This window comes from Paraburkholderia solisilvae (assembly GCF_902859875.1).
GTDB classification, from domain to species: domain Bacteria; phylum Pseudomonadota; class Gammaproteobacteria; order Burkholderiales; family Burkholderiaceae; genus Paraburkholderia; species Paraburkholderia solisilvae.
The window spans coordinates 33531-46940 of sequence record NZ_CADIKF010000046.1; the positions used below are offsets into that span (position 1 = coordinate 33531).

Sequence of the window (13410 nt, forward strand, 5' to 3'; positions counted from 1 at the left end):
CGCTAAGCGACGCGCAAGTCCGCACGCGTGGGTTCAATTACATGACGTTCGACAGCAAATGAAAGTGCACGCCTAGACGGGCACCTTCTTCAACATTTCGACGCCGACCTGACCTGCCGCGATTTCACGCAGCGCGACGACGGTGGGCTTGTCGCGGCTTTCGATCTTCGGCGTGTGGCCTTGTGCGAGCTGACGCGCGCGGTACGTTGCGGCGAGCGCCAGCTCGAAGCGATTCGGGATCTGTTTCAGACAGTCTTCGACGGTAATGCGGGCCATGTTCAAATTCCTTCTCTGATTGTTACTTATTCTACCTTATGTGTTCGGACCGCCGCCCGCTCAGCCCGCGTGCGGCAAGTGGATGCCGAGTTGCACGAAGAGGTTCGTATGCCATGCGTACTGCGACGCGAAGCGCAGACGCGTCGCCGCGACGAGGCATTGCAGGTCCGCGAGCGCGCGATCGAAATTCTCATTGATCAGGACATACTCCGCTTCGGCCGCGTGCGCCATCTCGCCACCCGCCGCCAGCAGGCGCCGCGTGATCACGTTCGGCTCATCCTGACCGCGCTTCCTCAGGCGCTCCTCGAGAGCTTCGAGTGACGGCGGCAGAATGAAAATCTCGACGGCATTGTGAAACTGGCGCTTCACCTGCTGCGCGCCCTGCCAGTCGATTTCGAGCAGCACGTCGTGACCGTTTTTCATCTGCTCTTCAATCCACACCCGCGAGGTCGCGTAGTAATTGCCGTGCACTTCCGCGCTCTCGAGAAACTCGCCCGCCGCATGGCGCGCCACGAAGTCTTCGACGCTCGTGAAATGATAGTGCTCGCCGTCCTGCTCTTTCGGACGCGGCGTGCGCGTCGTGTACGAAATCGACAGACGGATCGCCGGGTCGCGCGCGAGCAGCGCGTTGACGAGCGTCGACTTGCCGGCGCCCGACGGTGCGACAACCATGAACAGATTGCCCGGATAAGCGCCCGCGTACGGATTGCGCGGCGCGTTGCTTTCGCGTGTGTGGTCAGTCATGCCCGTAGCTCCTGCCTGTAACTGCTTTTTGATCTGCGTGTTCTGATTGCTGCTTTGCCACTTTACCGCTTTGTCATTCGACGAGCGGCCCGACAGCCCGCCCGTCCATTCCAGTTCGCTTACTCGAGATTCTGGACCTGTTCGCGCATCTGTTCGATCAGCAGCTTGAGCGTCATCGACGAATCCGCAAGTTCCTTCGCGGCCGCCTTCGAGCCGAGCGTGTTCGCCTCGCGGTTCAGTTCCTGCATCATGAAATCGAGCCGCTTGCCGACCTTGCCGCCCTTCTGGATGACGTGGCGCGTCTCGTTCAGATGCGCGGTCAGGCGCGACAGCTCTTCGGCGACATCGATGCGAATGCCGTACATCGTGACTTCCTGGCGGATCCGTTCGGCGATTTCCTCGCGCGAGACGATGGTCGCCGCGCCATCCGGCGCGGCCATGCCGAGCGCTTCCTGCAGACGCTCGACAATCTTCTGCTGATGCTTGGTGATCAGCTCCGGCACGAGCGGCGTGATCTTCGTGACGATCGACTCCATTTCGGTGACGTTCGCAATCAGCATCGCCGCAAGCTGCGCGCCTTCGCGTGCGCGCACGTCGATCAGTTCGGCGATCGCCTGCTTGCCGGCTTCAAGCACCGCATCGCGCAGCGCGTCGCCCGACACGCCGCTTTCGGCGAGCACGCCGGGCCAGCGCAGAATCTCGCCGGTGCGCAGGCGGCCCGCCTCGGGAAAGGCGTTGGCCACCGTGCGTTCCAGCGCCGCCAACTGATCGAGCGCATCGCGGTTCAGCGTGCCGGCGGTAGACGTCTGCTCGCTGCGCTGCAAATTCACGCGAATGTCGACCTTGCCGCGCGAGAGCTTCGTCATCAGCATTTCGCGCAGCGTCGGTTCGCAGACGCGCACGTCCTCCGGCATCCGGAAGTTCAGGTCGAGAAAACGCGAATTCACCGTGCGCAGTTCGACGGACACGCTTACGCCGCCATTGCCGGAAACCGCGGCGAGCTCGCGCGTCGCGCTCGCATAGCCAGTCATGCTGTAGATCATCGTTCGTCTCGCGAAGGGGGCATGCGGCTGCGCGCACCGCCCGGGATACAGATCGCCCGGCGTGTACGAGACGCGGGGCGGGGAACGCGCATTATCCCATTTTTGACGAAGGAGCCCGTCAGACGCGCATCTCCGGCCAGCGCGGGGATCGGCGGTAAAATCGACATTTCACCCGCGCCCTCCTTCCCGACCACGACCACGATGAACGACACCACGACCCGACCGAGCGGCCGCCGCGCCGACCAGCTGCGCGACGTGCGCATCACGCGCCATTACACGAAGCACGCCGAAGGCTCCGTATTGATCGAATTCGGCGACACGAAGGTGATCTGCACGGCCAGCATCGCCGAGCAGGTGCCGGCTTTTCTGCGCGACCGCGGCCAGGGCTGGCTGACCGCGGAATACGGCATGCTGCCGCGCGCGACCCACACGCGCAGCGACCGCGAAGCGGCGCGCGGCAAGCAAACCGGGCGCACGCAGGAAATCCAGCGGCTGATCGGCCGCGCGTTGCGTTCGGTATTCGACCTCGAACGCCTCGGCCCGCGCACGCTGCATATCGACTGCGACGTGATCCAGGCGGACGGCGGCACGCGCACCGCGAGCATTACCGGCGCCTTCGTCGCCGCCCATGACGCGATCGCGAAGCTGCTGGCAACCGGCCGCATCGAGTCGTCGCCGATCACCGACTACGTCGCGGCGATTTCGGTCGGCGTGTTCGACGGCCTGCCGGTGCTCGATCTCGACTACGACGAAGACTCGCAGTGCGACACCGACATGAACGTGGTGATGACCGGCGACGGCGGCTTCGTCGAAATCCAGGGCACCGCGGAAGGCGAGCCTTTTTCGCGCGACGAAATGAATGCGCTGCTCGACCTCGCGCAACACGGCATCGAAACGCTGATCGCAAAGCAGAAGGAAGCCTTGGAGTTGCAGGGTGAATGATCGTCGGAACGCAGGCGCTGCGGTGACGGCAGCGCCCGGCAAGGTGGTGCTCGCGTCGAACAACGCGGGCAAGCTGCGCGAATTCGCGGCGCTGCTGTCCGCGGCCGGCATCGAACTGATCGCGCAAGGCACGCTCAACGTGCCGGAAGCGGAAGAACCGCATCAGACGTTTGTCGAAAACGCGCTCGCGAAGGCGCGCCACGCGGCGCAGCTCACCGGGCTGCCGGCGCTCGCCGACGATTCCGGCCTCTGCGTGCGCGCACTGCGCGGCGCGCCCGGCGTCTATTCGGCGCGCTATGCGCAACTGGCCGGCGGTGAAAAAAGTGATGCGGCGAACAATGCGCGCCTCGTCGCGCAACTCGCGAATATCGCCGAGCGGCGCGCGTATTACTTCTGCGTACTCGTGCTGGTCCGCGCGGCGGACGACCCGGAGCCGCTGATCGCCGAAGGCCGCTGGCAAGGCGAAATTGTCGACGCGCCGCGCGGTGCGCACGGCTTTGGTTACGATCCGCATTTCTTCATTCCGGCGCTCAATGCGACGGCTGCGGAACTCGAACCGTCGGTAAAGAACGCGACGAGCCATCGCGCCATCGCGTTGCAGCAACTGCTCGCGCGGCTCAAGGAGGACGCATGAGCGCCGCTGCCGCCGGCGCCGGCGTGATCCAGGCATTCACGGCGCCGGGCACGATCCGTCTGACGTCGCTGCCGCCACTCGCGCTTTACGTGCACTTTCCGTGGTGCGTGCGCAAATGCCCGTATTGCGATTTCAACTCGCATGAGTGGAAAGGCGACCGCTTTCCCGAAGACGACTATCTCGACGCGCTGCGTGCCGATCTCGAACACGCGCTGCCGTTGGTCTGGGGCCGCCAGGTGCATACGGTGTTTATCGGCGGCGGCACCCCGAGCCTGCTGTCGGCGGCGGGGCTCGACCGGCTGCTGTCGGACGTGCGCGCGCTGCTGCCGCTCGACGCCGATGCGGAGATCACGCTCGAAGCGAACCCTGGTACGTTCGAAGCGGCGAGGTTCGCGCAGTTTCGCGCAAGCGGCGTGAACCGGCTGTCGGTGGGCATCCAGAGTTTCAATGAGACGCATCTGAAGGCGCTCGGCCGCATTCATGATGCGGCGCAAGCGCGACACGCGGTCGAGGTGGCCGCGCGCACCTTCGACAACTTCAACCTGGATCTGATGTACGCACTGCCGCAACAGACGCTCGCCGAATGTCAGGCGGACGTCGAAACGGCGCTGTCGTACGCGCCGCCGCATCTATCGCTGTACCACCTGACGCTCGAGCCGAACACGCTGTTCGCGAAGTTTCCGCCGCCGCTGCCCGACGACGACGCGTCCGCCGACATGCAGGACTGGATCCACGAACGCACGACCACGGCGGGCTATGAGCGCTACGAGGTATCCGCGTATGCGAAGCCGCATCGGCAATGCAAGCACAATCTGAACTACTGGCGGTTTGGAGACTATCTCGGCATCGGCGCGGGCGCGCATACGAAGCTGACGTTTCCGAACCGGATCGTGCGGCAGATGCGCTACAAGCATCCGACGACGTTTATCGAAGAGGCGAAAGCCGGTCGCGCAGTGCAGGAGGAACACGAGGTCGGCACGCGCGACTTGCCGTTCGAATTCATGCTGAACGCGCTGCGGCTTGTCGAGGGGTTCCCGGTGCATCGCTTTATCGAGCGCACCGGGCTGCCGATGACGTCGATCGAACCCGCGCTGCAGGAAGCGGAGCGGCGCAAGCTGATCACCCGCGATCATGAGAAGATTGCGCCGACTCCGCTGGGGCAGGCGTTTCTGAATGATTTGCAGGCGTTGTTTCTCAAAGATTCGCAGTAAGGTTCTGTCTCGCTGCGGCGGCCATCGCATTTCAGGTTACAATTTCGGGCTCGGAGGGCTGGCAGAGCGGTTGAATGCACCGGTCTTGAAAACCGGCAAGGCTTTACGGCCTTCGTGGGTTCGAATCCCACGCCCTCCGCCAGCGAACACCACAAAATCCCGTGAATTCAAAGGTTTGCGGGATTTTTCTTTTCTCAGCCCATTATTCAGCCTATCGGCGCGATCAGTTTCGACATCCGAACTATCTTGCCGGAGCGTCGCGGATCGCCGTGAAGACGCGTGTCTGTTGCCTCGTTCCGGCGTGTACGATACAGGTATCTCAACCGACTCCATCAGTCTCAATGCTTCACCCGCGCTCAAACGCCTGTCGGGCAAATCACGCGCATCCGTGACTACTGCCTCTACGAGTTCGCGATATGCCTCAGCCGCGCGCTCGTACCCCTCTACAGTCTCCATCAGCAACGAAAGAACCGTATGCTCACTACGACGCTCTTCGAGCGTCACGGCAGGATTACGCAGGACAGTCGACACGAGGACAGAAACAGCGCGAAGCTGCTCAAGAGAGCGGTCGCAGTGACGAAGCGATGACGCTGCGAGCCGGGTATAGCGATCGTGTCTGCCGTTCGGTCGAGGCTGCTTTCGGCGTTGGTCTTTTTTCATGCTGCGTCCTCCACTGTCAGTGAAAGCCCGCGGCATCAATAGATGGGTGAGCGGGCGCGATGACAAGGTTGGCGGACCGGCGTTAGACCAAAACCGGCAGACCCAAAGGTCTCCCTGCCACGGCCCGCCCATTGACAACTGACGTGCAGAGGCAAGGCACGACCTGCGTGCGCAGGCGTGCCGGTCTAACGTTATCAGGCCGCCAAGCCTGAGCCGTCGGTACTTCGACGGCATATGGAGTATATGGGCGCCGAACGGAATTGTGTTCGCCTGCGCGGGCTAAATTCGATGGGTGTATTGATTCAGAAATCCCCGTCCCAAAGTCGCTTGATATTTTGCCGGAAAATTCCGAAATATTTGTGGACTTATCCTAAAACAAACTCAAAAATGAATGCACATCTGAAACGCAGAGTCAGGCTGCTTTGTAGCAGGATGAGAGGGCCGCGGCAGAACCGCTATCAAAGCCCACCATAGCGGGCTTTGAAAGAATCATGGTGTCATCCTTCGAGTGACATTCTTAGCGCCTTTCGCCTTGGATTACGCGGGATATCGATCTCGCTCGTGCCGCATTATCATCATCATCTCACGAAGTCGCGACAACTCGTCGTGCCATTCCTTTGTCGGAATCTTCTCTTTCTCTAGCACGGTAAACACGCGATCGAGTCGATGCTCAATCTCCCGGGATATATCGATTTCTCGTGCAATCCGGCGCATATGACGATCCATCAGCTTCGTGACTATTTCCGGGTTGGCACTCGCTTCGGATACGGAAATTCGCTTGTCCAATGCAGCAATGTCAGTTCGAAGATCTCCCAGTGTGGAAACAATTTCTGCAAGGGTGCGATCTTCTGGATTTTCGCTACGCCTGAGCGCTTGTAGTTCCACGGAGACTGAAATCGGGGATTCAATTTCATCGGGCTCCTTGCCGAGAACGGATCTCACCTGCTTTTCAATTTCTGACTTCGCCTCTTGCACGCTATCCAAGTCGTGATGATCAACAGGTATCGTTCGCATGCCTGCAACATCAAACGGAATCTTTTCGTCTTTCTGAATTATTTGAACCAGAGGCTTACGTATTGCGTGCCGGATCGCGAGTTCATAAAACACGTTCGGATTGGAGCCAGTCAGGTCGGCGATAACTAGCGGGTCTTCAACGATGTGCTGAATAACCTGCGTTGTAATCAGGCCCGGCTCCGCAATCTTATCGGCGCGTATGGCTTCGAAGCCGTGTGCCTCCACTGCCGGCGCAATTACGTGCCGGAATACCTGATCGGCACGCCGTCGTACATCACTTCCATCCGTGCCTATTGGCGATATAACAAAACAGGGTTGCTTGTTGTCACTCATGGTCTCGTTGATTATGCGTTATGAATAAATGGTCTCTCGTCGTGCGTATGCTTGCCCTGACCGACAGACAAAGCCGACCCATTCTATCAGTGAGAACTTTCTTCTTATGTCAAAGCCTTCGACATTTCGGAAAGTTGTGAGTGGAGTCCCTAAATTTTCTTAAAACTCAAAACTAGAGAAGCTCAAGCGCCGCGATGAGCTCCGACCCTGTCTCCGACATCAGGTGTGCGCCCATGCTTCCATCATCGTAGGGCGTTGCCCACGCCCACTGCATGATGGCGTGCATACGCCGGCGAGTGCGGCTCACCGGTTGCGCGGCACTTTCGCCACGCTGCTTAGCGAACACGGTACGCCGGTCCAGACGATCCAGCGCGTCCTGCGCCATAAGGACGTGCGTACGACGCTGGGCTACCTTGAGTCCGACCTCGCGCATGCAGCCCGCGCACAGGCCCGGATCGCCGAACAGGGCGGCCTGCAATGACGGCGGAGTCAGTGGCGAGCGAGTGGCGAGAAAACCGCGCAGAGGCTCTTGCAGCAATGCGCCTGCCTTTATCGGGAGTTGTGCAGTGTGAGCGGTGCGTCCGCATTGAAGGTGGGTCGTGGCGGGCCGCGAAGCGTTGTAAACATGACCGGAAGCGAGCCATCCCGACCCCATTCGACCCACTCAAAACGGGTAGAAATTTCAACGGGTCCCTCTACAGCCGTCGGGTGCGTGCGCGGACGATAACCCCCGGATTTCCACCAGCGCTGAACTTCGAAATTTGGGTAACAACCGGGCTCAAAACCGCCCATTGAGAAAATCTATGACGACGGAATCCCAGGCTGAGTTTGCTCGTCGATGCGGTAAATCGCGCAAGACAGTGAGCGCATGGAAAAAGGCCGGAAGGCTTGTGCTTCAAGGAGATCAGGTCGAAGTCGAGGCGACGCTCGAGCTGATGGAGCGACACCGCAAAGGCGGCACGCCGGCTGTTACCCCCCCGTGTTACCCTGGCTGTTACCCAAGCTTCCGAAGGTAACAGACAGGGTAACAGTCCAGCCGTCTCGGCTCCGCGAAACAACGCGCTGGTGCCGGGCGTCGACGACATCCAGATGCTTCCCGGCGAGACCGCCGAACAGGCCGCAGACCGGCTCATCGGCGATGTCGACATGAAACATGTCGTTCGACGAGGCCCGGCGCCTTAAGGAGGTCTATCTCGCGCTGCTGAACGGAATCGAGTACGAGGAGCGCATCGGTTCACTGATCAATCTGAACGAGGCTCAGACTGTGTTCTTCGAAGAGTTCAGGTCTGCGCGCGACGCATGGATGAACTGGCCGGCTCGGGTCGGTCCTATCCTCGCCGCGGAATTGAACGTCGATGCGGGCCGCGTAACCGAGCTGCTCACCGGGCACGTGCATCGGCATATCACGCAACTCGGAGAGCCGGATCCGGATCTGGCCTTCGCGCGCAATTGAAGAATCATCAACGCAGGGATGCCTATGAAAATCAAACTTGCTGTGGACTTGACCACATCGGATGCCGACGTGCCATTTGAAGTCGACGCGCCCCTCACGTGTGAAAATTTTCGGCCGCCATTGTCGACTTCGGCCGAAGTGATGTGGCGAGCTAGCAGGAGGGCTGCTGACGACCGGTTTCGCTCCATCGCGCGAGCCGCCCGACACGCTGCTTACTCGCTGGATTAGTCGTAGTCGTCTTCACAAGTTTTTTCTCAGCCAGTCGGAGCAGTTGTCGTTGAAGCCAAACCACGCTGCCGAGCCCGTATGCTGCGCCACCAACAGCCTGTCGTCTTTATGCATGTGCGTCATCAACGCATCGCGAATTTCGACCGAAGTTTGATTGCTGATAATGATCCATGTCGAATCCAGACAGTGCCACCAGTTTGGAAATCCCTTTAGAGCATCGATCAGATTTGTGTAGTCGTGGCCGTCTTTACGGGTAAGGTCGTACCCGACGATATACGTGGTCATCTTTTGGCCCAAAGAGTGGCGGGCCGGGCGACCCCTTGCAACTCGGGATGCTCGGCCTGCTTCCTTTTACTTCTTCGTCGGTTTGCCTGCGCCGTTATGGGCCGGACGGTCCATTTCATATGACTGGCCTGGCTTAGGAGTAGGCGGCATGGGTTTGCCCTTTACTGCTGTCCGCTCCTGCCCCGTGGCACCTCCTCCTGGACCCACGATGCCGTATTCGCCTGACCGCGGCGCCGGTTGCCCCGGCTTTACTTTGCTCGTCATACTCACACTCCTATGTCCTGCATCGGGCGCTTAACCCTCGGCGTGTTTGAGAATGCCCACCAGCTGATCACAGGAAGAAGGTGGACGATTATCGACGGTCCGCACTATTTACTGTCACCTCTGCCGCCGCCGGTAAACGCTACCGTAAACTTTTAGTCTGACAAAGCTCGATCGTTTAGAATTAGAAAATAAATCGTTGACTGCAAAGTCTGAACCTGAATTACCGATGCAACTCGCATCGGATGATGCCAATCGACTCTCAATTTATTCACACAGCATAAAACGATCAAAACGGGACTTTATGAAACGGACTACGGGGATTGCAGCGATCGCAATGGCTATCTCGCTCACGGGATGCCAGCAAAAGCCGGATGAAAAGCTGTTGAGCGCGTGCTGGAGCGCCGGCGCAAAAGAAACAGTTAAGTCGCTCTCGACTAGGGCCATTTCGCGGCAGATCGTCGATTCTCTGATGGCCGTGGACCACGGTAAGGCAACGCGTTCTGACGTAGAGCAGTTCGTGAAGGGACGGCTGACTGTTGCTCTTTCGAATTTCTATCTGACAGCGGCCGATCCGAACACGGGGTCGGTGACCTGCGGCGCCGACGCTGCGATGACCTTCAAGCGCAGCGATGGAAAGGTGGCGTCGGGCGACGACGCGTCGTTCTCGTTTTCGTCTTACCCGAGCGAAGGCGGAAGTTCGATGTACGTCATTCAATCCAGCCTTCCGTTAATACAACTCGTTAATCGCGCTGCGGAAAGCGTGCCTGACAATTCACAATCCTCTGCGCCGACCTCGGAGCCAACAGCGAGGGATGATCCGGCCGAGGCGGCGCGCAATGCAGCGGCGGGCATGGAAGCAGCAAGCAGTGCGGCGGATGGGGCAACTGCGGCAAGCCAATGAAATTGATGCTATTGCCTCACTCCAAAAAGCGTTGCGCTAACCACCTCGATCGATTACTGTGTTTTTATACAGTATTTGATTTCGTGGACTACCATGTTCGGAAAATTAGTAAAAACCTATTTCATCGCTACAGCCCTCGCGCCCGTCTGCTTTTCTCTGAGCTATGTTATCTCGCAAAAGCAGGGATTCCTGCCATGGGGCCTTGTAGCGCTTGCGGTTGCGATTGTGCTCGGCGGATCTTGCGTTGTCATTGTGAAGCTCGCGAAGAGCCAACTCGAAACCGTTCCGATCTCTATCAAGAAAGCGAAGTCGGCGGACAAAGATGTAATCGGTTTCTTTGTGGCATACGTTCTACCACTTTTTTTTGCAAAAACGGTCACTCTAGAACCGACAGCCATACTTATATTTATAGCATTGCTGGCTTTTGTTATATGGGGTACTCATTCGATTCAGGTAAATCCTTTGCTTGGAATATTCGGCTATCATTTTTATGAGGTGGATTCCGAAGGCGGAATATCATTTTTACTTGTAACAAAGAGAAAAATAGTTAACGTGAAAAGCGTCACAGTTGTCGTCCAACTAACTGAGTATTTAATATTAGACAGGAGTTAGGTCGTGCCGGAGATCCTTTTGAATTTGTTTGTTCTGACGGACATTAATGAATCTCGAGTGATGCGAGTGTCTGTTACGCAGGAGTTGCAAAAATCAATAACCGTCTTGTTCAAGGAACAAGAAGAACGTTTTTTCAATGGAGTCGACGCTGAAGACTACTACAAGTTCGACGGTAAGTATCGTCCAGAGGATCGTGAACTGCTCTACATCGAGGACTTTGATGACATTGACAAGCTTGGATCGGCGATTTCCGACCCGCTCGGCTATCCTGAGCTAAGCATCGAGAACGGAGGATTAGAGCACGTCCATGCGGTCTTCTCGGGATACGTCGACCAAGGTAAAACTCGTATATTGGCTCAGGCTTTTGATCGACGCAGAATCATCAGCCCCAAAGGCTTTTCGATCATCCATAGCAAGGATAAATTTACAAAATTCGACGGAACGGGTCTGACTCTTGACAATAAACTTACAGCTGTTCTTGATGGAACAAAATTGTTATTTTCCAGCTTTCACTTCGTCAGGACAATTTTCGACGTTTCAAATTATTTTAAGGAAGCGACCGACGCTGACGTTAAGGAATTCTGTCGGATTGGAGAAAAGCCAGCGGAAGCGCAAAAGGCATTCCTCGACACATGCGATGCGTGGACGCGTCGAAAAATTGGCCTGATTCGTCAATCCGGAATCTTAGAAAAAACACCGGCGGACCAAATCGCGAAAGTCGCCGTCAGCTTTGACATCGAAATAAAAACACAAGAAGTAGACGGAAAGCTCGCAATTGTTTTCCCGGACAAACGAGCCGAGTTGAAGCGCGTCCTCAGATTTTTGGACGAAGATTATTATCAGTCTCCGCTGAGTGATGCTCGCTACATATCCAACTCGAAGACAGTCGCGAAGCCAGCCAAGGGCGCCGCGAAGCCATAGAGGAGCCGACAACATCGGCCCACGTTTCAGTCTCTTAGGTGAGTCGTTTGGTGGATAGAATTTTGGAATTCGCTTAAGCCATTGTCGGGCAAGGGTTCGAGGCGGACCGTCTCACTGACAATGCGCAATCGTCTGCGCCGGCGTCGGATCCGTCGGCGACGGATCATCCGGCTTGAGGTAGCGTGCCTGTGCGGCCGGAGCCATGGAAACGGCAAGCGATGCAGCGGCCTCGACTACATCAGCTAGCCAATCAACACGTTTAAGCCGTCTTTAGCTACCTTTTCGCCAGTGCCCGGATGACGTCGTGGTGACGCTCGTACACCTTCTCCGCGGCCCGTAAGATAGCTTCGCGGCCCTCTTTGGTATCTGTAGCAATTCTCGCCTTGGACTCATGTATGCGGTCTCGTTCGGTTACTTCGATTCCGTGGATGATCCCGGTCTTCCCTTCCAATGCGCTCATATAAGTCTCGGGCCGGTTGCGCTGTCTATGGCATTCTACGCAGAGAGTCACTCGAAAACGAACTGATCATAGATGAGCATGAAGCACAACAAACGCCAGCGCAAAAAACTGCACATCGGCGAATTCCAAGAGATGGGATTTCACGCGACGGCGGACCTGTCGCATCCGCTCGATGAAGCACAACGGGACGCACTAATCGATGCATTTCTCGAGCAGTGCATCGAAGCAAACGACATGCTGTTCGGTGGCGGCATCAATCGAGATCTGGATGGATACATCGTTGCCGACGGCAAGCGGAAGTCCGCAACCGACGAGCAGCGCGAATGCGTTCGCCAATGGCTTGAAGGGCGGCCTGATTTCACGGCGGTCCGCGTTGAACCTCTAACTGACGCTTGGTACGGGCACGATTAACTATCTAGCATTCGTCGTTTCCCGGCTCGAAATGCTACGGTCGCACCTGACTCGCGATAGCAAACCTTCCGGACACTGAGAAAGCGAACTATCGGAGCAGTGGTCGGCAGATGTTAGTGCGTTCTCGTCCAAGGCCCTGTTATGTGTCGGCAAGGTGTGCCTTTTAGAGCTCACGGTGCAATCAGTACTCTGACCGTCAGTTCATCCTGAGTCGCATTAAGATCGTTCTCAATCCCGCGCGGGTTATTGATTCTTCCATCGGGGTCGTATACGAAGCAAAACAAAGTCCGACAGTTTGGATGTTTTTTGTACTTGGCGATGTCAACGATAAGTTGTTCGCCGAGGTGTCGCGCGTTTAATCCTTCGCGCGATTTCTTGATTTCGACGACTGCCTCGATTTCCGGCAAGAGAAAGTCAACACGCGATGATGCACCCGCATAGCTCGGTGTCCACTCCTCGGGCCGCACATCATCGAACGCCAGTCGCAGCAGAGCGTGGAAAAGGTCCTGCACGTCGTATTCGTCATTCACATCCAGGGTGGGGCGATCTTGGCGTCGAATTCGAAGTTGCTTCGCGACCAGATGGAATCGTGCGCCTATCTGATACAAAGCTTCGATGCGATCGGGTGCCGTTGGCGCGTCCGGCGCCGCATGTGTGCTCCTCATACACCCCGGACTCCTCTTGACTCGAGCGAGAACCGCGTTGACTAGACCTTTTACGTTTTCCACGCCTCGATACGAGGGAGAGCCGACGTAGTTGCTGACGCTGTCGTTGAGGTAGGCACTCACGGTTCTCGCGTGATGCAAACCATCAACCATCTCATCCTTAAACAGGTCGAACAGTTCGAGACCGATCTCCCTGAACCGGCTTTCATCCCCATGAGCGATTGAGATAGCGTCTCTTGTCTTTGTGAATCGACCAAGAATCGCGTTAAGCTCGGCAGAGTAGGATTCCAGTGAGTCTATGAGCTCGTCTCGGGTCATATCGGACTTTTTGCGACGCTGTAAGGATCTGTCGA

At 57.5% G+C, this 13410-nt stretch carries 15 protein-coding genes and 1 tRNA gene; 10 read left to right on the plus strand and 6 right to left on the minus strand.

What is annotated here, in order from left to right; genetic code table 11:
* Positions 1–72 precede the first annotated feature (72 nt).
* The 3 genes from rpoZ to HV675_RS24200 form a co-directional block, all read right to left on the minus strand.
* Entirely contained in the window at positions 73–276 is a 204-nt protein-coding gene (rpoZ, locus tag HV675_RS24190; protein WP_006025620.1) for a DNA-directed RNA polymerase subunit omega, read from the minus strand.
* A gap of 60 nt (positions 277–336) precedes the next feature.
* Complete coding sequence (gene gmk / locus HV675_RS24195) at positions 337–1020, minus strand: guanylate kinase (RefSeq protein ID WP_175113931.1); 684 nt, start codon at positions 1018–1020, stop codon at positions 337–339.
* 119 nt (positions 1021–1139) lie between these two features.
* The gene (locus HV675_RS24200) at positions 1140–2063 is read right to left on the minus strand and encodes a YicC/YloC family endoribonuclease (protein ID WP_175113933.1); all 924 of its coding nucleotides are present in this window, start codon (positions 2061–2063) and stop codon (positions 1140–1142) included.
* A 201-nt stretch (positions 2064–2264) separates the two neighbouring features.
* Here HV675_RS24200 and rph point away from each other — a divergent pair, with 201 nt between their 5' ends.
* The 4 genes from rph (at position 2265) to HV675_RS24220 (ending at position 4992) form a co-directional block, all read left to right on the plus strand.
* On the plus strand, positions 2265–3005 hold the full coding sequence (gene rph / locus HV675_RS24205) for a ribonuclease PH (RefSeq protein WP_175113935.1): 741 nt from the start codon (positions 2265–2267) through the stop codon (positions 3003–3005).
* Complete coding sequence (gene rdgB / locus HV675_RS24210; protein WP_175113937.1) at positions 2998–3639, plus strand: RdgB/HAM1 family non-canonical purine NTP pyrophosphatase; 642 nt, start codon at positions 2998–3000, stop codon at positions 3637–3639. The genes rph and rdgB overlap by 8 nt, the downstream gene beginning before the upstream one ends.
* Positions 3636–4850, plus strand: a complete 1215-nt coding sequence (gene hemW, locus HV675_RS24215; RefSeq protein ID WP_175113939.1) for a radical SAM family heme chaperone HemW — start codon at positions 3636–3638, stop codon at positions 4848–4850. Before rdgB ends, hemW begins: the two co-directional genes overlap by 4 nt.
* 52 nt (positions 4851–4902) lie before the next feature.
* A tRNA-Ser gene (locus HV675_RS24220) sits at positions 4903–4992 on the plus strand.
* A 1055-nt stretch (positions 4993–6047) separates the two neighbouring features.
* Here HV675_RS24220 and HV675_RS24225 read toward each other — a convergent pair.
* Positions 6048–6857, minus strand: a complete 810-nt coding sequence (locus HV675_RS24225) for a hypothetical protein (RefSeq protein WP_175113940.1) — start codon at positions 6855–6857, stop codon at positions 6048–6050.
* A gap of 280 nt (positions 6858–7137) precedes the next feature.
* Here HV675_RS24225 and HV675_RS24230 point away from each other — a divergent pair, with 280 nt between their 5' ends.
* Together HV675_RS24230 and HV675_RS32620 are read left to right on the plus strand one after the other, a co-directional pair.
* The gene (locus HV675_RS24230; protein WP_246270509.1) at positions 7138–7338 is read left to right on the plus strand and encodes a tyrosine-type recombinase/integrase; all 201 of its coding nucleotides are present in this window, start codon (positions 7138–7140) and stop codon (positions 7336–7338) included.
* 672 nt (positions 7339–8010) lie between these two features.
* Entirely contained in the window at positions 8011–8310 is a 300-nt protein-coding gene (locus tag HV675_RS32620; RefSeq protein WP_246270510.1) for a hypothetical protein, read from the plus strand.
* A 240-nt stretch (positions 8311–8550) separates the two neighbouring features.
* Here HV675_RS32620 and HV675_RS24240 read toward each other — a convergent pair whose 3' ends face one another.
* A complete protein-coding gene (locus HV675_RS24240) occupies positions 8551–8823 on the minus strand; it encodes a SinR family protein (RefSeq protein WP_175113942.1) in 273 nt (90 codons plus the stop codon).
* A 490-nt stretch (positions 8824–9313) separates the two neighbouring features.
* Here HV675_RS24240 and HV675_RS24245 point away from each other — a divergent pair, with 490 nt between their 5' ends.
* The 4 genes from HV675_RS24245 (at position 9314) to HV675_RS24260 (ending at position 12392) form a co-directional block, all read left to right on the plus strand.
* A complete protein-coding gene (locus HV675_RS24245; RefSeq protein WP_175113943.1) occupies positions 9314–9988 on the plus strand; it encodes a hypothetical protein in 675 nt (224 codons plus the stop codon).
* A 93-nt stretch (positions 9989–10081) separates the two neighbouring features.
* Positions 10082–10600, plus strand: coding sequence for a hypothetical protein (locus tag HV675_RS24250; RefSeq protein ID WP_175113944.1), 519 nt, complete (start codon positions 10082–10084; stop codon positions 10598–10600).
* A gap of 3 nt (positions 10601–10603) precedes the next feature.
* Positions 10604–11521, plus strand: a complete 918-nt coding sequence (locus HV675_RS24255; RefSeq protein ID WP_175113946.1) for a DUF4868 domain-containing protein — start codon at positions 10604–10606, stop codon at positions 11519–11521.
* Positions 11522–12053: 532 nt separating this feature from the next.
* The gene (locus HV675_RS24260) at positions 12054–12392 is read left to right on the plus strand and encodes a YggL 50S ribosome-binding family protein (RefSeq protein ID WP_175113949.1); all 339 of its coding nucleotides are present in this window, start codon (positions 12054–12056) and stop codon (positions 12390–12392) included.
* A gap of 170 nt (positions 12393–12562) precedes the next feature.
* Here HV675_RS24260 and HV675_RS32260 read toward each other — a convergent pair whose 3' ends face one another.
* The gene (locus tag HV675_RS32260; protein WP_217478240.1) at positions 12563–13375 is read right to left on the minus strand and encodes a PD-(D/E)XK nuclease domain-containing protein; all 813 of its coding nucleotides are present in this window, start codon (positions 13373–13375) and stop codon (positions 12563–12565) included.
* Positions 13376–13410: the final 35 nt, after the last annotated feature.

Excerpts from the sequence above, each read along its gene's own strand:
- rpoZ (WP_006025620.1), bottom strand. The coding sequence starts at position 276 with ATGGCCCGCATTACCGTCGAAGACTGTCTGAAACAGATCCCGAATCGC.
- gmk (WP_175113931.1), bottom strand. The coding sequence starts at position 1,020 with ATGACTGACCACACACGCGAAAGCAACGCGCCGCGCAATCCGTACGCG.
- HV675_RS24200 (WP_175113933.1), bottom strand. The coding sequence starts at position 2,063 with ATGATCTACAGCATGACTGGCTATGCGAGCGCGACGCGCGAGCTCGCC.
- rph (WP_175113935.1), top strand. The coding sequence starts at position 2,265 with ATGAACGACACCACGACCCGACCGAGCGGCCGCCGCGCCGACCAGCTG.
- hemW (WP_175113939.1), top strand. The coding sequence starts at position 3,636 with ATGAGCGCCGCTGCCGCCGGCGCCGGCGTGATCCAGGCATTCACGGCG.
- HV675_RS24225 (WP_175113940.1), bottom strand. The coding sequence starts at position 6,857 with ATGAGTGACAACAAGCAACCCTGTTTTGTTATATCGCCAATAGGCACG.
- HV675_RS32620 (WP_246270510.1), top strand. The coding sequence starts at position 8,011 with ATGTCGTTCGACGAGGCCCGGCGCCTTAAGGAGGTCTATCTCGCGCTG.
- HV675_RS24240 (WP_175113942.1), bottom strand. The coding sequence starts at position 8,823 with ATGACCACGTATATCGTCGGGTACGACCTTACCCGTAAAGACGGCCAC.
- HV675_RS24245 (WP_175113943.1), top strand. The coding sequence starts at position 9,314 with ATGCAACTCGCATCGGATGATGCCAATCGACTCTCAATTTATTCACAC.
- HV675_RS24250 (WP_175113944.1), top strand. The coding sequence starts at position 10,082 with ATGTTCGGAAAATTAGTAAAAACCTATTTCATCGCTACAGCCCTCGCG.
- HV675_RS24260 (WP_175113949.1), top strand. The coding sequence starts at position 12,054 with ATGAGCATGAAGCACAACAAACGCCAGCGCAAAAAACTGCACATCGGC.
- HV675_RS32260 (WP_217478240.1), bottom strand. The coding sequence starts at position 13,375 with ATGACCCGAGACGAGCTCATAGACTCACTGGAATCCTACTCTGCCGAG.